Consider the following 23,961-nt stretch of genomic DNA (forward strand, 5'->3'; position numbering starts at 1 on the left):
CTTGCATGTGTTAGGCCTGCCGCCAGCGTTCAATCTGAGCCATGATCAAACTCTTCAATTAAAAGTTTGATGCTCAAAGAATTCTTACTGTTAGTTCGTAATGAATTAACTGTTCAGTCACTCTTCAAGACTTTAATCTTTTTTGCCTTTCGGCATGTCGATAGTGTCTTGCGAGTGCCCACACAGATTGTCTGATTATGTTGTTAAAGAGCGGTGGCAACCGGAAGTGTCTTCCGTGTTGCGAGGCTGCGTATCTTACGCTTTCCTCTCAGAGTGTCAAGCCTTTATTTTCGTGGCTTTCAACTCTTGTCATCTCGACTTGTTTGTGTGTTTGTCGTGACAACGGATGCGCATTATAGGGAGCCTTCGAATTTACGCAAGCGTTTTTTTCAATTTCTTTTTCAAGCGCTTACAATTTAGCCTAAAAGGCTATTTTTGACTATTTTTTATCTCTTTTGGTAGGTCAGAAAGGCTATTAATGACTAAATCTGCAGACTGCTCTGCTTCTGTTGTTACCGGTTTTCCTGTCCGCACAAGGACTTTTGTTCCAACACCTGCGGCATTCGCTGCCAACATATCTTCTATTTTGTCTCCTACCATATAAGAAGCCGCCATATTAATGTGTAGTGTTTTCTGTGCATCAAATAACATACCCGGTTGTGGCTTACGGCAATCACACATCTTTTTATAGTGTTCATCGCTTGCTTCTGGATGATGCGGACAATAATAGATACCATCGAGATCAACACCCCGGTCTGCCAGTGACCAATCCATCCATTCTGTTAACTGTAAAAACTGATCTTCTGTAAACATTTGCCGGGCAATCCCGGATTGGTTTGTTACTAATACCAGCGCATAACCCATTTTTTTCAATTCAAGCATGGCTTCAATCGCGCCATCGATAAATTGAAAATTATCTATTTCATGAACATACCCATGATCGATGTTAATTGTGCCGTCACGATCTAAAAATACAGCGGGAATACCTTGAGTCACCTGATTGCTCCAAGAATGTACAAAGTCCACAGTATCGCATGATTTGTCAGTGAATGAGAATGCAGCATTTAATTTATTCCTAGTTGACTTAGACGTCTAGACGCCTTAACATCCACATTAATTCATGACTTGTTGCAAATGCTTTCAAGTTATTCACTTTTATATCTCATAAGAGAACAAGAATAAAAATGATAAGACTGAACCAGGTAAATAAAGTATTTCAACAAGGAACGCGCTGCATAAAAGCACTTTCTGATATCAATCTACATGTTCCCCAAGGGCAGATTTATGGTGTCATTGGCTCTTCTGGTGCAGGGAAAAGTACATTAATCCGCTGTGTGAATATGCTTGAATGCCCTACTTCGGGTCAGGTATTGGTTGATGGGCAGGATTTAACCTCTCTTTCTGAGCGTGAACTGACCCGTGCCCGTCGTCAGATTGGTATGATTTTCCAACATTTTAATCTGCTGTCATCCAGAACGGTATTTGGCAATGTAGCATTACCTTTAGAACTGAATAACACGCCAAAGGCAGAAATAAAGAAAAAAGTCAGTGAATTGCTGGAGCTGGTTGGCCTTTCCGAAAAGCATGATGCGTATCCTGCTAATTTATCAGGTGGTCAGAAACAGCGTGTTGCCATTGCCCGTGCTTTAGCAAATTCACCCAAAGTGCTTTTGTGTGATGAGGCCACCAGCGCACTGGATCCGGCAACAACTCGTTCTATTCTGGAATTATTGAAAGACATTAATCGTCGTTTAGGGTTAACCATCCTGCTGATTACCCATGAGATGGATGTTGTTAAACGCATTTGTGATCAGGTTGCCGTTATCAGTGGTGGACAACTGATTGAGCAGGATGTGGTCAGCGCAATATTTTCCCATCCGAAAACGCCTGTTGCTCAGGAGTTTATTCAATCCACATTACATTTGGATATACCTGAAGATTATCTGCAAAAGTTACAGTCTGAACCTGCATCGGATAAATGCCCGTTAGTGAAACTGGAATTTACAGGTAAATCAGTGGATGCCCCATTAATTTCCATGGCAGTTCGTCGTTTTAATATCGATGTCAGCATATTGAGTTCCCAGATGGACTATGCTGGCGGGGTTAAGTTCGGGGTTATGCTGGCTGAATTGGATGGTGAGAACAGCAGCATTGAATCAACAATTACGTTTTTAAAAGAGCATCATGTGAAAGTAGAGGTTCTCGGTTATGTCTGAAGGAATGATTTTATTATTAGCTAAAGGAGTCTGGGAAACTCTCGTGATGACTTTTGTTTCCGGCTTTTTTGGCTTCGTGATTGGTTTACCGGCGGGCGTGCTTTTGTATGTCACTCGTCCGGGGCAAATCATAGAAAATGGTACGCTATACCGTATTCTTTCTGCGCTGGTCAATATTACCCGCTCTGTTCCGTTCATTATTTTACTGGTATGGATGATCCCATTCACCCGGCTGATTGTAGGAACGTCAATCGGATTACAAGCGGCGATTGTTCCTTTGACAGTCGGTGCAGCACCTTTTATTGCCCGTATGGTGGAAAATGCTTTATTAGAAATTCCATCAGGGTTGATTGAGGCAGCACGTGCAATGGGCGCGACTCCACTCCAGATTGTGAAAAAGATTTTGTTACCTGAAGCATTACCGGGTTTGATCAACGCGGCCACTATTACTCTGATTACGCTGGTTGGTTACTCAGCGATGGGTGGCGCTGTCGGTGCAGGTGGTCTCGGTCAGATTGGCTATCAATATGGCTATATTGGCTACAATGCAACGGTGATGAATACGGTTCTCGCATTATTAGTTGTTCTGGTTTTTCTGATTCAGTTAGGCGGCGACTATTTAGTTAAGGCCGTGAATCGTAAATAAGATTATTTCAACAAAAGGTGTCATTATCGGCACCTATTATTAGGGCTTACATTCAAAAGCCTCACTATAGTAGTACGATAATTTAATAAGACAGGTTATTAATCAGTATTCAATAGGGGTAAAATATGTCAGTGAAATTGAAATCCATTGCAGTCATCGGGGCTTTATTAGGCACATTAGCACTTACAGGCTGTGGTCAGGAGCCAAGAGATCCAAACCATATTAAAGTCGGTGTTATTGCGGGGCCTGAATTACAGGTTGCTGAAGTCGCGAAAAAAGTAGCGAAAGAGAAATACGGCCTTGATGTTGAACTGACAACATTCAATGATTATGTACTGCCAAACGAATCACTGAGCAAGGGAGACATTGATGTTAATGTCTTCCAGCACAAACCTTATTTAGATCAGCAAATAAAAGAACGTCATTATAAGCTGGCGATTGTAGGTAACTCTTTCATCTTTCCAATGGCTGCATACTCTAAAAAGATAAAATCATTGGATGAACTTCAGAATGGTTCTCAGATTGCTATTCCGAATGATCCGACCAATCAGGGCCGTGCTCTGCTGTTATTACAAAAACAGGGTCTTATCACATTGAAAGCGGGTGTTGGTCTGCTGCCAACTATTCTGGATATCACCAGCAACCCTAAACAGCTGGATCTTGTTCAGCTAGAAGGACCACAGCTGCCTCGCGCCTTGGACGACCAAAAAATCGCGCTGGCTCTTATCAATAATACCTACGCCGGGCAGATTGGCCTGACAGCAGAGCAGAACGGGATCTTTGTTGAAGATAAAGATTCACCTTACGTGAATATCATCGTAAGCCGTGAAGATAATAAAGATGCAGAAAATGTACAAAAATTTGTGAAAGCCTATCAATCTCCTGAAGTTGAGCAGGAAGCTCAAATAGCATTCAAGGGCGGAGCAATAAAAGGCTGGTAATCTTTCATATTTAGACAATCAAGATTAAAATTCTGGGGCGGATAAAAATATCCGCCCCTTTTTATACCCAATGAATTTCAAATTGCATCGCGGCGACAAGCGAGTTCATCCTCAGGAGCATAGCTAACTATGTGACCGGGGTGAGTGAGTGCAGCCAACAAAGAGGCAACTTGAAAGACGAAGGATATATTGGAATTAATCCCACACTCACTGATGCAACCGTAATAAGGATAAAAGCGCAATGCGTATGTTACCTGTCTGTTTCATGGCACTTTTTATAGTTGGGTGTACTTCATTGCCAACTCAGATTAATAAAACTGACAGGCAAGGCTCTGAAGCTGAGCAATATCCAGCTCTCAGAAATAAAGAGGCAACTTATGTCCGCCTTTATAAAAAACCAGATGAGTTGTTGGGTTCACCATTTAAAGATCTCGGTATTGTTGCTGGTGAATCCTGCCGCAATACATTTCAGGATCCTCCGGCAAGTATTGCAACTGCACGGCAGAAAATGCTGGCAAAAGCCTCTAGCCTGAATGCCAACGCCGTCTTACTTCACCAATGCGCCATTATGTCTGGTCAGGGCTGTTATCAGATAGCTATCTGCGAAGGTACGGCAATAAGAACCACGAATTAATCATTCATTGTAAATTGGGTACTAAAAAAGACTCATGGCAGATTTTCATTTTACTCAAATAGGAACCATTCATTCTCCTTATAAAGAGAAGTTTGCCATTCCCCGTCAACCGGGTTTGGTGGAAGATGGCACCGGGCAACTCGAATTACTCGCTCCTTATAATCAGGTAGATGCTGTACGGGGATTAGAGCAGTTCAGTCATTTATGGATTGTTTTCGTTTTTCACCAAACGATGAATGGGGGCTGGAACCCGCTGGTTCGCCCTCCCCGTTTAGGCGGCAATGCAAAAATGGGGGTATTTGCCACCCGCTCAACGTTCCGCCCTAATCCGATTGGGATGTCTTTAGTTGAACTGAAAGGGATTGATTACCAGAACAATCGCGTGTTGCTGCAACTTGGCAGCTTAGATCTCGTGGATGGAACGCCCGTACTCGATATTAAACCTTATCTGCCTTTTGCTGAATCGCGCCCTGATGCCAAAGCAGGATTTGCTCAGGAGGCACCAAGTACAGATATGGAGGTCTGCTTTTCTTCAAACGCAGAACATCAACTTTTATGCCATCAGGTAAGTTATCCGCAATTACGACGCTTTATCTGCCAGATTTTAGCTCAGGATCCGCGCCCGGCCTACCGTAAGAAAGAACAGGAAAACCGCATATACGCCGCCCATATTCTGGATTTTAATGTCCGTTGGTTAATTAATGGTGCCATAACAGAAGTCGTTTCTATCGAACTCCGCTGAAAACTCCTTTTGACATCGTAAGCTGACTGGTAGACTAACGGTTTACTTTATTTTGGGGTTCGGTGGCTCTGTCTTCATTTGCCACCTAGAAGCAATTTGCTGTCCAATGGAAACTTACTATGCGTACTAGCCAATATTTGCTGTCTACTTTGAAAGAGACGCCTGCTGATGCAGAAGTAGTCAGTCATAAACTGATGCTTCGTGCAGGAATGATCCGTAAACTCGCTTCAGGTTTGTACAACTGGATGCCGACCGGTGTCCGCGTGTTGAGAAAAGTTGAAAACATTGTTCGTGACGAAATGAATAATGCCGGGGCGGTTGAGGTTTCCATGCCGGTAGTTCAGCCAGCAGATTTATGGCAGGAAAGTGGTCGTTGGGTACAATATGGTGCGGAATTACTGCGTTTTGAAGATCGCGGTGCCCGTCCTTTTGTTCTGGGACCAACCCATGAAGAAGTCATCACTGATCTGGTTCGCAATGAAGTGACTTCTTATAAACAGCTGCCACTAAGTCTGTATCAGATCCAAACCAAATTCCGTGATGAAGTTCGCCCACGCTTTGGCGTTATGCGCTCACGTGAATTCATCATGAAAGACGCTTACTCTTTCCATACCACTCAAGAGTCTCTGCAAGAGACTTACGATAAGATGTACGATGCTTACAGTAAGATCTTTACCCGTATCGGGCTGGATTTCCGCGCTGTTTTAGCTGACACAGGTTCTATTGGTGGTAGTGCATCCCACGAATTTCAGGTTCTGGCTGCCAGCGGCGAAGATGACATCGTCTTCTCCACGGAGTCTAACTACGCAGCTAATATTGAACTGGCTGAAGCCGTCATGCCATCCGCAGAACGCACTGCTCCGGCAGAAGATATGCGTGTGGTGGATACACCAAAGGCGAAAACCATCGCTGAACTGGTAGAACAGTTCAATCTGCCGATTGAAAAAACGGTCAAGACTCTGATCGTCCATGCCGCAGAAGAAAGCGAACACAAGCTGGTTGCGTTGTTGGTTCGTGGTGATCATGAATTAAATGAAGTTAAAGCAGAAAAACTGGCTTTAGTCGCCAGCCCGCTGCAATTCGCGACGGAAGAAGAAATCCGCGCTATCGTTAACGCTGGCCCAGGCTCTTTAGGCCCGGTCAATCTGCCTATGCCTGTGATTATTGACCGCTCAGTATCTGTCATGAGCGATTTTGGGGCTGGTGCCAATATTGATGATAAGCACTATTTTGGTATTAACTGGGAGCGTGATCTTCCTCTGCCAGAAATTGCCGATATCCGTAATGTGGTTGAAGGCGATGCCAGCCCGGATGGTCAGGGCACGTTATTGATCAAACGTGGTATTGAAGTCGGTCATATCTTCCAGCTCGGCACCAAATACTCAGATGCACTGAAAGCTACCGTACAGAACGAAGATGGTCATAATCAGGTTGTGACCATGGGATGTTACGGGATTGGTGTCACCCGAATTGTCGCGGCGGCTATCGAACAGAATCACGATGATCGCGGTATTATCTGGCCAGATGCTATTGCCCCATTCCAAGTCGCAATTTTGCCAATGAACATGCATAAATCTTACCGTGTCAAAGAAGTAGCAGAAAAACTTTATGCAGACTTACGTTCTAATGGTATTGATGTCATTTTAGATGATCGCAAAGAACGTCCGGGTGTCATGTTTGCCGATATGGAATTAATGGGTGTACCACATACTGTCGTTATTGGGGATCGTAATCTCGATAACGACGAAGTGGAATACAAATATCGTCGTACCGGTGATAAGCAGATGCTGAAACTGGAAGACGTAGTTGACTACCTGAAAAGTAACATCAAACAATCATGATTAAGCCTTGATCCTGCTATCAGGCAAAGTCAGTAATAAAAAACCTGCGTACTCAGTGCGCAGGTTTTTTTGTATGTGGGAATGCTTTCTATCACTTCTTACTTTTTAGTCTGGCAGGAAGAGGACTTGTCAAAATGGATTTTACCTGTCTGAATGAGTGCGTTATCAAATAATCCATCTTCCATTGAAGGGCGAAGTGTGTAATATCCCTCTACTTCGACATAAACAGGTTTGCCACCTTCAACACCTGTTGCGCTGTACCCCCGTTCCAGATCAATATTTTCCGAGGCATCGTAGTGTTTCCCTGTACGACACTCCGTAAAAGTCGCACTATCCGCGAAATAAATATATTCTCCAATCCGTTTTTGAGGCGTGACTTTTGTCAGTTCATAATTCAATGTGGACTGGATTGGCTCACCATTCATATCCAGCATAACCAGATTTTCTCCCTGCATCTGGTAATACGCTTTTTTACCCTCTTCTCCGCTGGTCAGGTTTATTTTTTTACCATTAACAACCCAATGGCCTGTATCAAAAAAAGGCTCTTCTTTCCCCGATTTCAGATAAGTTTGTTCCAGAATATACGAGCCATCTTTCGCAAGTTGTAAGGTAGTTTCAATACCTGCGCAATCAGCACAAGGTATCACACCATTAAACACTTTCTCGTTGGTTGTAAATTTATTTGGGGATGTCGAATCAACCTGATGTACAGGGGGATTAGTCTGACATCCAACCGCAGTCAGTACACCCGATGCGACCAAAGCAAGCAATATGTTCTTATTCATCATTTTCATCCAATAAATGCAGCAGAAAGTCCAGTTTTAACATGAGTTACACATAAGACATGAACAGCTTTGACATTACTTTACCGTATCTCAAAACACACCGTGAAAAACCCGCTAATATGACGTAATTTTGTTGTTTAATGATAAAGTTAAGCTTTAACCTACTGGCTTTTTCAAAGTAACTCAACAAACTTATACAGTCACAGTCATCAGGAAAAACTTACTGTGCTATAGTCGTAGGTAGCATTTTTTTGCATCTGAGTTTGGTCAATCGCGGGCGGCACGATAACCGCCACTAACATAGTGGTGAGCGAATATGTCTATAGATACTGAATATCAACCCATTAATTGTGATGATTATGAGAGCCTTGAGCTAGCTTGTCAGCATCAGCTTCACTTACACATCCAACTTCGGGGTGGTGAGATTTTTGAAGGGAAAGCAATTCAATTGATTCTGAGAAAAAAAATCGAATACATTCTCGTGGAATCAAATGAAGAAACCCGTGAGTTAAGATTGGATCACATTATCAGTTTCAGCAATCCAGAAATTGGCACAATTGTTGTTGAGCATTCTTCATTGTAAACAGCGTGTTTAACACGTTTACTACACAACAAAGAATTACCGCATAACAAAAAGTCCTCATCTAATTTGAGGACTTTTGTCATTGTGAAGTCAATTTTTTCATTGTTATCGTTATGGAAACCAAATTTGTACTGAATCGAATTGAGGTCCTCTATTTTCATCTGGTCCCCATTCATTACACCGAGCTCCATAATCGTCGTCCAAGAGCACAACCATCTGCCCACTAGCCTGAGCAGCCAGAAGAGTTGCATAGGCATTTTTCCCGCTATCATTATCAGTACTTAAATCACTGTATTCCCAATATATTTTCGACTTACCACCACTCCGGCTCCCAGTTGGTGACAACCATACCGCCCATTGATTCCACTGACTAGCATTAGACCATAAACCAACCACATACCCACGTCCACACTCTTTCATAAAAGTGACTCCTGGTCTTATGCCTAAACTGGAGTCAACTGATTTATTAATAGAATGAAACTTTTCAGCAAGTATAGTTTTCCTTTTCCCATCTACAAAATTAGTTGAACATGAGCAAATAACCATAGTAAATATTAATATCAACCAATTATACTTTTTCATAATTAATTCCTGTTGTTACACAAAACAATAATCATCTAAGATGAATTTTCTATTTTATAAAATTATAAAAATAATATTATTGGGTATTATCCAATAACACATTTACATGCACCATTACTAATAACTGTCAATATTCCAATACTGTTAAAAAACCCTAATGACATATCGTTTTTGTTAAAGAGTACTATCTTTCCAGCTATAGCACCTATCTGGGAAAAGTAATCCGTTATCTTATTTATTAATTCTTCATCATCAGAGGAAACACAGCTTCCGCAATATACTCCCAAGCCAGATGCACTACCCTCATATCCATTCCCCCTAACTCTTTGAGGTAACATATATTTCCAATATGAAAATCCGAATATCAAAATCTGCGCCATAAAAATATTATTTTAAAATAATATCGATAGCATTTAGTTAATTATGATCTTATCCATCTTTACATCATATTTGATTTTTAAATAATTTATTAAATTTCATTAATAACCTGACTTCATTGATAAACATTTAAATGCATAGTTTAAATTTTAATTAACTATCTTCTACTCTGGAAATACCATTTCTTTTAAATTTAAAATCAACCTCTATCATTAAAAGTTATCTTATATTTTAAAATTTAGTATAATTTTATATATTTTCAACATTAAATTATTTCAATTATACATCTTAACCAGGGTGAATTTATGCAGTGTATTGAATTTACTTAATAAAAAAAGATCACATCATTTCTAATGTAATCTCTTAAAGTCTTACTCCGCCAGACTATAACGATCGAGTAGCTAACTATCAGACAAGATTTTATGCCATAGAATGGAAAGTTGCCGATCATCCGCCAAACATTGCCCCTCTTTCGTCACAAAAACACTCAGGGCAGCAATAAGTTTGTCATCATAGTAGAGCAGTGGGATTCTTTCCCTGAGCCAGGGAGCAATACCAAACTCCTGCCATAATTTTTTACTATGGCGGGAATGTTGCCTCCCTACAATGCTGATATTTTCCTGAATGCCAAAGCGGATCGTAACCTGTTCATGATTATTAGGAGTCCTAATACCAACTGATTTTTCCATCCCTTCTTTGCTATCGGAAAGAAAAAGCGTTCCCAGCCCATCAGGTAATTGCAGCTCCTTTTCTGTATCCCAACTCATAACAACACCAGCGAGCGACTGAAACTGAGGAACCAGCCATAATTGCTGCCGATAACGACGGATATCAAGCTGTCCTAATCTGAAACGCGGCTCGGCATCCTGCCGGGAAAGAGCCACTTCTGACCAAATACGCTGAAGCTGCTCACGTGACGGCATTTTCACTCCGTACCGGCTGAGCCATCGACGCAATAGTGCATTACGTTTTGCCTCAGAAAATATCTCCAAAGGCAGAATAGCTATTGATCCTTCCGAGGTTATCAGGGTATTTAACGATTCCTCAAGCAACTCATCCAGCAATTGCTCCTGCTCACCACACAAACCCGCACTACGGGAAACAGCCTGTGAAAAGTGTGACCAACGCTGATTGAGTAACGGCATGATATTCAAACGCAGGAAATTACGATCATAACGATCATCCTGATTACTATCATCTTCAACCCATCTCAGCCTGTGTTCCTGTGCATAGCGTTCTAATTCTACCCGGCTGATATTCAGCAATGGGCGAATTAATGTTGTCTCAGCAAACGACATAACAACGGGCATGGAAGACAACCCCGCCGGGCCACTGCCGCGCTTTAATGCCAGTAAAAATGTCTCAGCCTGATCGTCAAGATGTTGTGCTGTTAACAGAATCTCCCCTTGCCGTAATTCATGTTTAAAAGCCTGATAACGGGCATCACGGGCTGCCGCTTCAATACCTTTTTTACGGCTATCCAAACTCACTTTTTCAACACAAAAATCAACCTGCCAATCTGCACAAATCTGACGACAGTGAGCAACCCATTCATCTGCTTTTGCGTTCAGACCATGATGAATGTGAATCGCCCTTAAAGTGAATGCGTTCTGTTTATCACTGCATGATTGCGAAGTTTGTTGACGCAGACGAGCCAGTAAATGCAACAGGACGGTGGAATCTAATCCACCGCTAAACCCGACTAAAAATTTTTTATGTGCCCCTATCTGATCAGTTAATTTCAGCATCAGAGGCTCATAGATATTATTCATTGTGGATAAACTCTTTTTCAGACCGAAAAGTCAGTCTTCAATTAAATCGTCCGGCCGTTTATTTTGTGTATCAGCTTTATTTTTTGCACTGATGCAAAGTATCCCGGATATGATTACCAGCGCTAATCCTACTACGTAGGCCGGCACAAATTCATCACCAAAGAACAAAATCAGCCACATCATCGACAATATCGGTGATAAAAATAATATTGAGGCTATTTTAGGCGAATCTGGGCTGCTCATAGCTTTGAACCAGATAATATAGGATATTCCATTTAATATGATGCCATTCAGCACTGTTGGCATCAGTGAATCTCCCACAGGCCAGTTAAATTTACTGAATGCCAATAAGAAGATGAGAGAGACGACTGTTGAGTTAACGAATACCCAAAACGTACTGATATAAGGGTCAATGGCAAAATGTTTTGATAAAACAGATAACAGAGCAAAACAGAATGCTCCGCTAAAGACCAGAAGCAGAGCCTGCGGATGCTGCACGGAAATTTCGGTAATATTCCCCTGAGTAAAAGTAATCACAACTGCGATGAAGCCAATTGCCATGCCTATCATCTGCTTAATAGACAGTTTTTCTTTAAACAGGAAAAATGATAACCCGATTATCATCAACGGCCAGCTATATTGAATAACTAAAACAGCAACACCATTTTCGATGGAATAACCATAATACAGCAGCAGATAGAAAAAACAGTCCAGAGCACCTAATATAAATACCTTAATCATGACAGGAAAAGGAACAAATAAAAGATGCTTCCAGTTTCTTCCCATCATCACTGCAACCAAAAAAACCGCCAGCACAGACAGTACATTTGACCAGAATAAAAATTGAAAATGGTCCATCTCTTTCTGACCAAAGCGCGATATAGAAGGAATAAAGCTCCAGATAAACACACAGGAAAACGCATAAATAATATATTTATATTTGGCCATAGCAAAACCCAGTTTGTTATTTTTTAAGTGCTGCAATAGATATAGTTTTACTGATTTTTTCCCATACTCAATAAAACAGGCGGAAATATTGGCGAATTATTATTCACCAATATTTCCGCCTGCAACAAAATAGTCAAAAAACGAAGGGTATTAGCAGTAACCGTACTGCATCAGGCGCTCATAACGGCGGTTAACCAACTCTTCACTGTTCAGTTCGCTCAGCTCAGCAAGATCTGCCAACACTTGCGTTTTCAGTGATTCTGCCATCATGTCGTAATTGCGATGCGCGCCACCCAACGGTTCAGGGATCACCGTATCGATAAGGTTCAGTTCTTTCAAGCGGGGAGCAGTATTTCCCATCGCTTCTGCTGCCAGAGGCGCTTTTTCCGCGCTTTTCCACAAGATAGACGCACAACCTTCCGGAGAAATGGTAGAAAACGTACTGTATTGCAACATGTTCACTTTATCACCGACACTCAGTGCCAAAGCACCACCAGAACCACCTTCACCAATAACAGTACAGATAACCGGGACAGACAGACGGGACATTTCACGCAGGTTACGGGCAATGGCTTCTGACTGGCCTCGCTCCTCCGCACCCACTCCGGGGTATGCGCCCGGGGTATCGATAAAAGTAATAATCGGCAGTCTGAAGCGCTCAGCCATTTCCATCAGGCGCAACGCTTTGCGATAACCTTCTGGCGATGGCATACCAAAGTTACGACGGATTTTTTCTTTGGTTTCACGGCCTTTCTGATGCCCGATAACCATGACCGGACGGCCTTCAATACGTGCCAGACCACCGACGATAGCCTTGTCATCGGCATAGGCACGATCGCCTGCCAGCTCTTCAAAGTCAGTGAAAATGCGCTGAATATAATCCAGCGTATAGGGACGGAGAGGATGACGTGACAGCTGAGAAATCTGCCATGCTCCCAAATCAGAGAATATTTTGCGAGTCAGTTCGACACTTTTTCCCCGCAGACGCTGGACTTCTTCATCCAGATTGATATCTAGCTTTTCATCTTGACGGCTAACCGCGGTGAGCGAATCGATTTTCGCTTCCAACTCAGCAATCGGCTGTTCAAAATCCAGAAAATTCAGACTCATAACGTTCCTATTTTAGTCAAATTCTAATTCTACCTGCTCGCTACCCAGCAGAGTTCGCAGATCTGTCAAAAGGGTATCCGTTGGAGTTACCCGCCATGTTGCCCCGAATCGTAAACGGGCACGGGCATCTACCCGCTGGTAATAAAGATGAACCGGTATCGTGCCTGAACGATGTGGTTCCAGTGCACCACGGAGACGGTTCAATAATTGCTCATCAATTTGCCTGTCTGATAACGAGATAGCAAGCCCACGTGCAAATTTTTCACGCGCCTCACTGATATCCATTAACTCTCGCGCTGTCATTTTAAGCCCACCGCTAAAGTCATCAAAGCTGACTTGTCCGGTTGCGATTAAAATTTTGTCCTGCTCTAACAAATGTTGATATCTTTCCAGAGCATCGGAGAACAACATAATTTCCAGCCGTCCTGAACGATCATCCAATGTGCAGATACCAATCCGATTACCTCGTTTAGTCGTCACAATTTTGGATGCCAGTACCAAACCGACCACAGTAGTCACCTGACCACGGGGTGTTGGATTCACATCCTTTAGACGTAACCCATTCGTATATCGTTCAATTTCTTTTAAATAACCGGTGATCGGATGGCCTGTCAGATATAATCCCAGCGTCTCGCGCTCGCCATCCAATACCACTTGATCCGGCCATTTAGGTGTACTGGCATATGAGCGTTCAACCTGTTCAGGTTCCTCCGCCAGTACCCCGAACATATCAGCCTGCCCGGTGGCTTCTGCCTTAGCATGCTGATCCGCCGCTTTCAGGGCATCTTCCAGCGAAGACATCAAAGCAGCACGATGTGGCCCTAGCCTGTCGAATGACCCTGACATAATCAGCTTTTCCATCACTCGGCGGTTCAGCTTTTTAGTATCAACCCGGGCACACAGATCAAACAATTCTTTAAAATGCCCGCCTTTCTGACGGGCTTCGATGATGGCTTCAATCGGCCCTTCACCGACCCCTTTGATTGCGCCAATACCATAAACAATTTCGCCTTCATCATTGACGTGGAAATGGTATAACCCGCTATTGATATCCGGTGGCAGGACTTTCAGCCCCATACGCCAGCACTCATCCACCAGACCAACAACTTTCTCTGTATTATCCATATCCGCTGTCATTACCGCAGCCATAAATTCTGCCGGATAATGCGCTTTTAACCATAATGTCTGGTAAGAAACCAACGCGTAAGCAGCGGAGTGAGATTTATTGAAGCCATAACCTGCGAATTTCTCCACCAGATCGAAGATCTTCATCGCAAGTTCGCCATTAACTCCCTGACTTATCGCCCCTTCCTCAAAGACTGAGCGCTGCTTAGCCATCTCCTCCGGTTTTTTCTTACCCATCGCACGACGAAGCATATCCGCCCCGCCAAGCGTGTAACCTGCCAGAACCTGTGCAATCTGCATGACCTGTTCCTGATACAGGATGATGCCGTAAGTTGGCTCCAGTACAGGTTTCAGTGTTTCATGCTGCCATTCAACATCCGGATACGAAATCTCTTCCCGTCCGTGTTTACGGTCGATAAAATTATCCACCATTCCCGATTGCAAAGGCCCCGGCCGGAACAAGGCCACCAGTGCGATCATATCTTCAAAACAGTCAGGACGCAGACGCTTGATCAAATCCTTCATGCCACGGGATTCAAGCTGGAAGACAGCGGTCGTTTCGGAGCGTTGCAGCATATCGAAACTTTTCTGATCATCCAGTGGGATTGCCGCAATATCTATCGGTTCCAGATCTTTTCCGACACGGCGGGCATTGACCATCTCAAGTGCCCAGTTGATGATGGTCAGGGTTCTCAGGCCAAGGAAGTCAAACTTCACCAGCCCGGCGTATTCGACATCGTTTTTGTCAAACTGAGTAACCGGGTTCAATCCTTCCGGATCACAATATATAGGTGCAAAGTCAGTGATTTTAGTCGGCGCGATGACCACGCCACCAGCATGTTTACCTGCGTTACGAGTGACACCTTCCAGTTTCCGCGCCATGTCTATCAGCGCTTTAACCTCTTCATCCGCTTCATAAATTTCAGGTAGCTGAGGCTCTGCGACAAACGCCTTTTCCAGCGTCATTCCCGGATCGGGAGGAACCAGCTTAGATATCCGGTCAACAAAGCCATAAGGGTGCCCGAGCACGCGCCCCACATCGCGGATTACCGCTTTTGCTGCCATCGTACCAAAGGTAATGATCTGTGATACCGCATCGCGTCCGTATATATCAGCAACGTGCTCAATCACCTGATCACGTTTTTCCATACAGAAATCGATGTCAAAGTCAGGCATGGAGACACGTTCAGGGTTCAGGAAACGTTCGAACAGTAAGTCAAACTCCAGTGGATCGAGATCTGTGATTTTCAGCGCATAAGCGACAAGAGAACCCGCACCAGAGCCACGCCCCGGCCCTACCGGCACACCATTATCCTTCGACCACTGGATAAACTCCATCACGATCAGGAAGTAACCGGGAAAGCCCATCTGGTTGATAACTTTTAATTCAATATCCAGACGTTCATCATATTCCAGCCGCTTTTCGGCTCTGACTGCCGGGTCGGGATAGAGGAATTCCAGACGCTCTTCTAACCCCTGTTTTGATTTTTCGACCAGATAGTCTTCGGTACTCATATCCCCTGTCGGGAATTTGGGCAGGAAATATTCGCCGAGCCGAATCGTGACATTACAGCGTTTTGCAATTTCTACGCTATTTGCTAATGCCTCAGGGATGTCTGAAAAAAGATCACACATCTCCTGCTCACTGCGCAGATATTGCTGTGGGCTGTAATTTTTCGGGCGTTTAGGATCGGAAAGTGTATAGCCGTCATGAATAGCAACGCGAATTTCATGGGCGTCAAAATCACTACTTTCCAGAAAACAGACATCATTGGTCGCCACAACCGGCAGGTTTTTTTCTGCTGCCAGTTCAACCGCCGCGTGCAGGTAAGATTCTTCATCCTGACGCCCGGTACGAATAAGTTCCAGATAGTAGCTATCCGGGAAATGTTCCTGATAAAAATCCAGACACTGATCGACTAATACGCGGTTACCACGCAGCAAAAACTTGCCGACATCCCCCATGCGTCCGCCTGACAGCAATATCAACCCCGCCTTGTGTTTAGCCAGCCATTCCTGTTTGATCGTCGGGCCGACCGCTCCATAGCCTTTCTGATAAGCTTCAGAAATCAATAAAGTCAGGTTTTGATAACCTTCATTATTGCGGGCCAGAACGGTCAGATGGGCATACTCATCACCCAACTGCTCACTTTCCATATAGAAATCTGCCCCAATAATGGGTTTGACTCCTGAACTATGGGCACTGCCATAAAACTTCACAAGGCCACACAGATTGGTAAAATCAGTGATTGCAAAAGCAGGCATCCCCAATCCGGCGACTTTTTTTATCAGTGAGCCGGTTTTGGCTAAGCCATCAATCATTGAATAATCGCTGTGAACACGTAAGTGTACGAAACGTGGTTCTGTCATAGACTGTCCAGATACTTATTCCAGATTTTTATCCAATAGCCAGCGCGCGTTTAACTGGCGCAAAACTTTTACGATGGTGTTCCGTCGCACCCAGCAGAGACAGCTTTTCCAAATGCAGGGCGGTAGGATAACCTTTATGCTTTGCAAAACCATATTCAGGAAACTGTTTATCCAGCTCAGCCATTTCTCTGTCCCGTGTCACTTTAGCCAGAATGGAAGCGGCACTGATCTCTGCAACCAGACTATCTCCCTTAACGACGGCCTGTGCTGACATCGACAATACAGGGCAACGGTTTCCGTCAATCAGGACATAATCTGGCTGAATAGCTAAACCTTCAACAGCCCGCTGCATGGCAAGCATGGTGGCATGAAGAATATTGATACGGTCAATCTCTTCCGGTTCAGCGCGCCCAAGGCTCCAGCACAACGCTTTTTCGGTGATCTCCAGATAAAGCGCCTCACGACGTTTTTCTGTCAGTTTTTTCGAATCCATTAAGCCAGTAATGGGTCTGGCCGGATCCAGAATAACTGCCGCAGTCACCACGGCCCCCACCAGCGGGCCACGCCCAACTTCATCAACACCGGCAATCAGATTCGCCTGCGGATAAACAAAATTCATTATTTTCTCGCTAATTCCAGTACCGCTTGTGCCGCCTGTTCATCAGCATCACAGCGAATACTTTCATGCAAATGCAGGAAGGTTTCTTTCAACGCTTCCACCTCAACACCACCACGCAACAATGGCAATAACGCCGCCGACAGTGCCTGAGGCTCACATTCGTCCTGTAGTAATTCTTTAACTAATTCTTTGCCTGCCAGTAAATTAGGCAAAGAAACATAGGGGGTTTTTACCAGACGTTTTGCCAGCCAGAATGTAAAAGGCTTCATTCTATAACCCACCACCATCGGGCATTTAGCCAACATACATTCCAGTGCTGCCGTACCGGATGCCAGTAAAGTTGCATCACTGGCAATCATAGCTTCACGAGCCTGACCATCTAATAAGTGAATGGATAAATCCGGGGCAACTTCATTTTTTATACGCTGGAATTGCTCACGCCGTTTGGCATTTACCAATGGAACCAATACATGCAGATCAGGAAGTTTGTTCCTGAGTAACTGCACGGTTCTCAAAAAGTCGGCAGTGAGCATTTCTACTTCAGCGTGGCGGCTGCCCGGCAGGATAGCCAGACAATGGGCATCAGCCGGAATATCTAAACCTTTTCTGGCGGCTATTTTGTCCGTTTGTAACGGCATGGCATCAGCCATTGTATGCCCAATAAACTGGCACGGAACATTAAACCGATCATAAAATGCTTTTTCAAAGGGCAGAAATGCCAGTACCAGATCTGTTGCACGCCCGATTTTGAACACCCGCTTCTGGCGCCATGCCCATACCGATGGGCTAACATAATGAATCGTCCGGATCCCCTGCTGTTTCAGGCGGCCTTCTAACGTGATGTTAAAATCTGGCGCATCAATGCCAACAAAAACATCCGGCTTCAACTGCGTAAAGCGAGTTGTTAAATCTTTGCGGATTTTCAGTAAACGCGGCAAACGCCCCAGAACTTCAACGATCCCCATGACCGCCAGTTCTTCCATCTCATACCAGGCTTCACAGCCTTCGGCCTGCATAAGAGGACCTGCGACACCCACAAAGCGGGCGTCAGGAATTTTAGCTTTCAATGCACGGATCAGCCCTGCCCCCAGGATATCACCGGAAGTTTCTCCGGCGACTAAGCCAATTGTCAGTGGGCGCTGATGGTTAACAGAAGAAATGGTAGTCAAAGGAACACCCTTTATCTACTTAGCGAATAATGCCGCGACTGGATTTTGCTGAATTTGCCAGAAAATCACTGAATAATTTCACGTGTGGGTTGTTTTCGGCCTGAGTTTCGATCTCGTTTCTGGCTTCTTCCAACGTTTTCCCACTGCGATAAAGTGCTTTATAAGCATTACGAATAGCGTGCAGCGACTCTTTATCAAAACCACGACGCTTCAGGCCTTCAATATTCAAACCGAAAGGCGTAGCGTGATTCCCCTGCGCAATAACATAAGGGGGTATATCCTGAGCAACACCAGAGCAACCACCGACCATCACATGGGAGCCAATCTGGCAAAATTGATGAACGGCTGTCATACCACCGATGATCACGTAATCACCTAAAATGACATGCCCGCCCAAAGTACCATTATTAGCAATGATACAGCGATCCCCCACAATACAGTCATGGGCAATGTGAGCATTAATCATCAGCAGGTTATCACTGCCGACTTTAGTTAATCCACCACCCTGAACAGTACCACGGTGAATGGATACACTTTCGCGAATACGGTTACGATCCCCGATCTCAACACGAGTCGGTTCACCCTGATATTTGAGATCCTGATTGACCTCACCAATTGAGGCAAATTGATAAATTTGGTTGTCTCGACCAATTTTAGTTATCCCGTTAATCACAACGTGGGATTTCAATTCAGTCCCTTCACCAATTTCTACTTGCGAACCAATATAACAAAATGGGCCAATACGAACATTGGCACCAATAACAGCTCCTTCTTCAATAATTGAAGAAGGATGAATAACAGCGGTCTGATCAATCATGCATTAAGCCTCACGGCGGCGGGCACACATCATTTCAGCTTCGCAAGCCACTTCTCCATCGACTTTCGCTACACCTCTGAAACGCGCAACACCACGGCGTTCTTTAATAAACTCTACTTCCATAATCATTTGATCACCTGGCAGAACCGGACGCTTAAAGCGTGCACCATCAATCGCTGCAAAGTAATACAATTCTCCTGGCTCCAGCGTACCAACAGTTTTGAATGCCAGAATGCCTGTCGCCTGAGCCATTGCTTCAAGGATCAGTACGCCGGGGAAAATAGGTTTACCCGGGAAATGCCCCTGAAAAAATGGTTCATTAACCGTTACATTTTTAACTGCTCGCAGAAACTTGCCTTTTTCGAAATCCAGAACTCGGTCTACCAGTAAAAATGGGTAGCGATGTGGCAGTAATTTCAAAATTTCTTCAATTTGCAGAGTATGATTATCACTCATCTAAATACTCTTCCTGTCTATATTCCAATCGTAGTATTAAAAAATATGCACTAAAAATCATGCACTATAAAAACAAAGCACTAATGACACGGCCTGCGTTAACCCCGGTGGAGTTATCAGACAGGCCGTAAAAATAAAAACTTAACCAACAAAATGTTTGTATGATTACTTGTTGTCACCTTCAAGCTTGCGTTCAACAGATTTCAACCGCTTATTCATTTCGTTGATATTCATTACCAAAGCCGCCGTCTTACGCCAGACTTTGTTCTGTTGTAGCGGGATACCCGATGAGTATACACCAGGTTCGGTGATTGGGCGCATTACCATGCTCATGCCAGTTACCGTTACTTTATCACAGATTTCCATATGTCCGTTGATAACACTGGCCCCACCAATCATACAATAACGACCGACTTTCAGACTGCCCGCCATAATGACGCCACCTGCTATCGCCGTGTTATCACCAATGATAACGTTGTGAGCAATCTGGCACTGGTTATCAATGATAACACCATTACCGATAATAGTGTTATCCAGAGCACCACGATCGATAGTCGTACATGCACCTATTTCAACGCGATCACCAATAATGACCGTGCCTAACTGCGGAATTTTAATCCAGTTACCGCGATCATTCGCATAGCCAAAACCATCAGAGCCTATTACAGCCCCTGACTGAATGAGACACTGCTCACCCATTTCGACGTTATGGTAAACCGAAACATTGGCCCAAAGACGGCTTCCTGCACCAATGCGGGTATTTTTACCCACAAAACAGCCAGCACCAATGATGACATTATCACCAAGTACCACACCAGATTCGATGACAGTATTTGCTCCGATTGCAACATTTCTTCCCAATGTCGCTTCTGGAGAAATCACCGCTGATGCATGAATATCCTGCGCTGGCTGTGGTGTTATATCCATAATTTGCGCCATACGCGCATAAGCCAGATAAGGGTTATCAACCACCAGTGCAGCAACTTTACAATGCGGAAGATCAGCTTCGCTCAACACAATTGCCGCAGCCTGACACTCTGCAAGTTTCTCGGTATAACGGCTATCTGATAAAAATGTAATTTGTTCGCTGTTTGCTGAATACATAGGAGCAATACCAGTGATGACGATATCGCCATCACCATGTAATTGCGCATTCAACTGCTGAGCAAGATCAGCCAATCGAATTGAAACCATTTACTTATTTAACCTGCTTCATGACGTCTGAGGTAATATCTTTACCGGATGCAGCATATGCCACTGTACTTGCATCAAGAACAAGGTCATAGCCTTCTTTACCGGCAACAACTTTAACTGCATCCTGAATGCGGTTGACGAGCTTATTGCGCTCTTCCATCTGACGGCGACGGCTATCGTTGTCAAGAGACTGTGCTTTTTTCGCAAACTCATCACGTTTAGCCATTACGTCTTTTTCCAGTTTTTCGCGCTCGCTCGCTTTCATGGTTGAGCCATCACGCTGCAATTTCTGGATGTTAGCCTGCAAATCAGATTCCATACGTTGTAAATCGGAAACGCGGCCTTTGAATTCATTTTCCAATTGTTTTGCAACAGCTTCGTGAGCAGGCAATTGTTGGAAAATTTCGGCAATATTCACAACAGCGATTTTGTCCGCTGCCTGAACACCGGCAGAAAACGCTAATGCAATACCAAGGCTTACTGCACACAGTACTTTCTTCACTATAAACTCCTTTGACCTACGCCATTTTACACATTGGGATATTTATAATCGCCTTATCTAATAATAAAGCGATTTCCTACCAATAACGATTGGTTTCTTACCATGTTCCACCGATGTTGAACTGGAATTGCTCTGTTCTATCCCCTTTGTACTCTTTGAGTGGCTTCGCATAAGAAAAAGAAAGAGGTCCCAATGGTGATAACCATTGCAGTGCGATACCAGTAGAAACACGTATTCTATTGGGCTTACCGTAATCAGGTAAATCAGGGTAATTTATCCCAGCATAACTGTTGCTCCAACTGGTATCCCATACTGTTCCTGCATCGACAAACAAAGACGTTCGTACAGAATTAGCATATTTTGCATCCAAGAACGGAGTTGGTGTAATCAGTTCGAAATTGGCAACTGCTATCGCATTACCACCCACGGCATCCTGGAATGAACCTCTTGAGTTAACCTTAGGTTTACCTTCTGCACCTTTTTCAAGATAAACCGCTTTTGGCCCGATGTTGTTAGGACGGAAACCACGGACGCTATTGGAGCCACCGGCATAAAAGTTCTCATAAAATGGCAATTCCTTGCCACCAAATCCACCACCATAACCCAACCGGGTACGCCCCATCATGATCCATGTACGATCGTCATCAATAGGATAGTAGCCGGAAGAGTTCAGCGTAATTTTATAGAACTGGTTATCGGAGCCAGGCACCGTGATTTTTGTATCCAAACCGGCTTTAACACCAGAGGTTGGGAAAAAAGCACGGTCAAGGTTGTTATAGCTCCAGCCAACTGTCATTGTTACGTCATTTGCATCAAACCTGATTTTATCCGTGAAATCCGGCTTTTTATGCATCTTCTCCATATAGCGCCACATCGCTAATTGAGGACGTATATTAGACAATGCGTTATTAACGTAACCTAACCGGAAATATAATGAGTTATTTTCATTCAGAGGAACGCCAAGAGAACCATCTGTACCGTATGATTTATTGGTATAATTAGAAAGCGAGGCATCGTCCGCACGGAAATCACTATAGAATATCCGCCCGCCTAAACTTACCCCATCCACAGTGAAGTAAGGGTTAGTAAACGATAAATCAGCCGATGTTGAATAATCATTCTTACTGGCATTGATCCCTACCGCATTACCTGTCCCCAGCCAGTTATCCTGCTGAACGCCGACCTGAAAACTCATACCGCTTTCAGTACCGTAGCCAACGGAAAAGTTCATGCTGCCCGTGTTACGTTCTTTGACTTTATAAATAACATCAACCTGATCCGGGCTACCCGGCACACGTTCGGTTGCAACATCAACAGTTTCAAAATACCCCAGACGATTGAGGCGTTCTTTGCCATACTCAACTAAGTCACTACCCAACCATGCGCCTTCCATCTGACGCATTTCACGGCGCAATACCGAATCTTTACTGGTGGTATTACCAGAAAAACGAATATTACGGACATAAAAGCGGTTACCGGCATCCACACTGATATGCAATTTCACCGTCTTATCGGCATCATTGATTTCAGGCTGTGTCATGACCCGAGGATAAGCATAACCATAACGGCCAAGAAGCTGTTTAATGGCGGTTTCTATATGAGTCACTTCTGTGCCGTTATACAGTGAACCCGGCTTAATATTGGTCAGCTTTGTTATTTCAGCCTGATAGCCAGCCAGATTACCGTTGACATCAACACCTGAGATTTTGTATTGATCCCCTTCAACGATGTTGATAGCAATATAAATCCCTTTTTTATCAGGCGTCAGATTCACCTGAGTCGAATCAATATTAAACCGTGCATAGCCTCTGTCGAGATAGAAACTACGCAATTTTTCAAGGTCACCTTCTAATTTCTGTTTCTGATATTTCTGATCAGCCGTCAGATTCCACCACGGAACATCATCTCTGAGTTGGAAACTATCGAGTAATTCACTCGTCGAGAAGGCTTTATTGCCAACAATGTTAATTTGCTGAATTTTGGCAGAGACGCCCTCAGAGAACACGAGTTTCAAATCAACCCGATTACGGGGAAGGGGTGTAACAACAGCCTTCACTGTAGCGTTGTATTTACCGACACTATAGTAAAAATCTTCCAGACCCTTTTCGATATTCGACAGCATGGTGCGGTCAAGGGCTTCACCAACACGAACGCGCGATGCTTCAAGATTACTCTTGAGCATGTCATCTTTTACTGCCTTATTACCGGAGAAAGTAATACTGGCGATGGTTGGCCGTTCTTTTACCTGAACAACCAGTGAATTACCATCACGCAACACACGAACATCTTCAAAATTTCCAGTCGCGAACAGGGCATGAATCATACGACTGATATCTTCATCGCTGACTGTATCACCTACGCGAACTGGCATATTCAATAATGCTGCACCAACGGTGACACGTTGAAGACCCTCAAAATGAATGTCCTGAACTACGAATCCGTCTGAACCGTATGCAGTGGCGCTGCCGAACAGCAGCGACGCTATGAGCAACTTTTTCATCGCCATCGTTGTTATGCGTTTTCCTAACAGG

The 23,961-nt window shown here is 44.0% G+C and carries 22 protein-coding genes; 7 read left to right on the forward strand and 15 right to left on the reverse strand.

Annotated elements, in window-relative coordinates; all coding sequences use genetic code 11:
• Positions 1 to 429 precede the first annotated feature (429 nt).
• Entirely contained in the window at positions 430 to 996 is a 567-nt protein-coding gene (gene gmhB / locus AAC855_RS07270; RefSeq protein ID WP_340608948.1) for a D-glycero-beta-D-manno-heptose 1,7-bisphosphate 7-phosphatase, read from the reverse strand.
• Between the two features lie 188 nt (positions 997 to 1,184).
• Between gmhB and metN the strand changes: the two genes are divergently transcribed.
• From metN to proS, 6 genes are all read left to right on the forward strand, one after another.
• The gene (gene metN / locus AAC855_RS07275) at positions 1,185 to 2,216 is read left to right on the forward strand and encodes a methionine ABC transporter ATP-binding protein MetN (RefSeq protein WP_340608949.1); all 1,032 of its coding nucleotides are present in this window, start codon (positions 1,185 to 1,187) and stop codon (positions 2,214 to 2,216) included.
• A complete protein-coding gene (locus AAC855_RS07280; protein WP_099108890.1) occupies positions 2,209 to 2,862 on the forward strand; it encodes a methionine ABC transporter permease MetI in 654 nt (217 codons plus the stop codon). The genes metN and AAC855_RS07280 overlap by 8 nt, the downstream gene beginning before the upstream one ends.
• Positions 2,863 to 2,987: 125 nt before the next feature.
• Complete coding sequence (locus AAC855_RS07285) at positions 2,988 to 3,803, forward strand: MetQ/NlpA family lipoprotein (protein ID WP_340608950.1); 816 nt, start codon at positions 2,988 to 2,990, stop codon at positions 3,801 to 3,803.
• Between the two features lie 241 nt (positions 3,804 to 4,044).
• Positions 4,045 to 4,437 carry an Rcs stress response system protein RcsF gene (gene rcsF / locus AAC855_RS07290; RefSeq protein ID WP_340608951.1) on the forward strand — a complete coding sequence of 131 codons (393 nt, stop codon included), beginning with the start codon at positions 4,045 to 4,047 and terminating at the stop codon, positions 4,435 to 4,437.
• 34 nt (positions 4,438 to 4,471) lie between these two features.
• Positions 4,472 to 5,179 (forward strand): tRNA (N6-threonylcarbamoyladenosine(37)-N6)-methyltransferase TrmO, encoded by a 708-nt coding sequence (tsaA, locus tag AAC855_RS07295; RefSeq protein ID WP_340608952.1) that lies wholly within the window; start codon positions 4,472 to 4,474, stop codon positions 5,177 to 5,179.
• 119 nt (positions 5,180 to 5,298) lie between these two features.
• On the forward strand, positions 5,299 to 7,020 hold the full coding sequence (gene proS, locus AAC855_RS07300; protein ID WP_340608953.1) for a proline--tRNA ligase: 1,722 nt from the start codon (positions 5,299 to 5,301) through the stop codon (positions 7,018 to 7,020).
• A 98-nt stretch (positions 7,021 to 7,118) separates the two neighbouring features.
• Here the strand turns inward: proS and nlpE are convergent, their stop codons facing one another.
• Positions 7,119 to 7,808 carry an envelope stress response activation lipoprotein NlpE gene (gene nlpE / locus AAC855_RS07305; RefSeq protein ID WP_340608954.1) on the reverse strand — a complete coding sequence of 230 codons (690 nt, stop codon included), beginning with the start codon at positions 7,806 to 7,808 and terminating at the stop codon, positions 7,119 to 7,121.
• 313 nt (positions 7,809 to 8,121) lie between these two features.
• Here nlpE and rof point away from each other — a divergent pair, with 313 nt between their 5' ends.
• On the forward strand, positions 8,122 to 8,388 hold the full coding sequence (rof, locus tag AAC855_RS07310) for a Rho-binding antiterminator (RefSeq protein WP_340608955.1): 267 nt from the start codon (positions 8,122 to 8,124) through the stop codon (positions 8,386 to 8,388).
• Positions 8,389 to 8,499: 111 nt separating this feature from the next.
• On the opposite strand, the gene AAC855_RS07315 is transcribed toward rof, so the two are convergent.
• The 13 genes from AAC855_RS07315 to bamA form a co-directional block, all read right to left on the reverse strand.
• Positions 8,500 to 8,970 (reverse strand): hypothetical protein, encoded by a 471-nt coding sequence (locus AAC855_RS07315; protein WP_340608956.1) that lies wholly within the window; start codon positions 8,968 to 8,970, stop codon positions 8,500 to 8,502.
• An 86-nt stretch (positions 8,971 to 9,056) separates the two neighbouring features.
• The gene (locus AAC855_RS07320) at positions 9,057 to 9,308 is read right to left on the reverse strand and encodes a hypothetical protein (protein WP_340608957.1); all 252 of its coding nucleotides are present in this window, start codon (positions 9,306 to 9,308) and stop codon (positions 9,057 to 9,059) included.
• Between the two features lie 441 nt (positions 9,309 to 9,749).
• Complete coding sequence (gene tilS / locus AAC855_RS07325; RefSeq protein ID WP_340608958.1) at positions 9,750 to 11,120, reverse strand: tRNA lysidine(34) synthetase TilS; 1,371 nt, start codon at positions 11,118 to 11,120, stop codon at positions 9,750 to 9,752.
• A 30-nt stretch (positions 11,121 to 11,150) separates the two neighbouring features.
• On the reverse strand, positions 11,151 to 12,068 hold the full coding sequence (locus AAC855_RS07330; protein WP_340608959.1) for a DMT family transporter: 918 nt from the start codon (positions 12,066 to 12,068) through the stop codon (positions 11,151 to 11,153).
• Between the two features lie 150 nt (positions 12,069 to 12,218).
• The gene (gene accA, locus AAC855_RS07335; protein ID WP_340608960.1) at positions 12,219 to 13,178 is read right to left on the reverse strand and encodes an acetyl-CoA carboxylase carboxyl transferase subunit alpha; all 960 of its coding nucleotides are present in this window, start codon (positions 13,176 to 13,178) and stop codon (positions 12,219 to 12,221) included.
• Between the two features lie 12 nt (positions 13,179 to 13,190).
• On the reverse strand, positions 13,191 to 16,673 hold the full coding sequence (dnaE, locus tag AAC855_RS07340; protein WP_340608961.1) for a DNA polymerase III subunit alpha: 3,483 nt from the start codon (positions 16,671 to 16,673) through the stop codon (positions 13,191 to 13,193).
• Positions 16,674 to 16,701: 28 nt separating this feature from the next.
• Entirely contained in the window at positions 16,702 to 17,292 is a 591-nt protein-coding gene (gene rnhB, locus AAC855_RS07345) for a ribonuclease HII (protein WP_099124349.1), read from the reverse strand.
• The gene (gene lpxB, locus AAC855_RS07350) at positions 17,292 to 18,476 is read right to left on the reverse strand and encodes a lipid-A-disaccharide synthase (protein ID WP_422824363.1); all 1,185 of its coding nucleotides are present in this window, start codon (positions 18,474 to 18,476) and stop codon (positions 17,292 to 17,294) included. Before lpxB ends, rnhB begins: the two co-directional genes overlap by 1 nt.
• A 4-nt stretch (positions 18,477 to 18,480) precedes the next feature.
• Positions 18,481 to 19,278 (reverse strand): acyl-ACP--UDP-N-acetylglucosamine O-acyltransferase, encoded by a 798-nt coding sequence (gene lpxA, locus AAC855_RS07355; protein ID WP_099124347.1) that lies wholly within the window; start codon positions 19,276 to 19,278, stop codon positions 18,481 to 18,483.
• Between the two features lie 3 nt (positions 19,279 to 19,281).
• A complete protein-coding gene (fabZ, locus tag AAC855_RS07360) occupies positions 19,282 to 19,734 on the reverse strand; it encodes a 3-hydroxyacyl-ACP dehydratase FabZ (protein ID WP_099108905.1) in 453 nt (150 codons plus the stop codon).
• Positions 19,735 to 19,899: 165 nt separating this feature from the next.
• Complete coding sequence (gene lpxD, locus AAC855_RS07365) at positions 19,900 to 20,928, reverse strand: UDP-3-O-(3-hydroxymyristoyl)glucosamine N-acyltransferase (RefSeq protein WP_340608963.1); 1,029 nt, start codon at positions 20,926 to 20,928, stop codon at positions 19,900 to 19,902.
• A gap of 4 nt (positions 20,929 to 20,932) precedes the next feature.
• Positions 20,933 to 21,430 carry a molecular chaperone Skp gene (skp, locus tag AAC855_RS07370; protein WP_340608964.1) on the reverse strand — a complete coding sequence of 166 codons (498 nt, stop codon included), beginning with the start codon at positions 21,428 to 21,430 and terminating at the stop codon, positions 20,933 to 20,935.
• A gap of 97 nt (positions 21,431 to 21,527) precedes the next feature.
• On the reverse strand, positions 21,528 to 23,936 hold the full coding sequence (gene bamA, locus AAC855_RS07375; RefSeq protein ID WP_340608965.1) for an outer membrane protein assembly factor BamA: 2,409 nt from the start codon (positions 23,934 to 23,936) through the stop codon (positions 21,528 to 21,530).
• Between the last annotated feature and the right edge of the window lie 25 nt (positions 23,937 to 23,961).

The organism is Xenorhabdus bharatensis, assembly GCF_037996705.1.
Lineage (GTDB): Bacteria > Pseudomonadota > Gammaproteobacteria > Enterobacterales > Enterobacteriaceae > Xenorhabdus > Xenorhabdus bharatensis.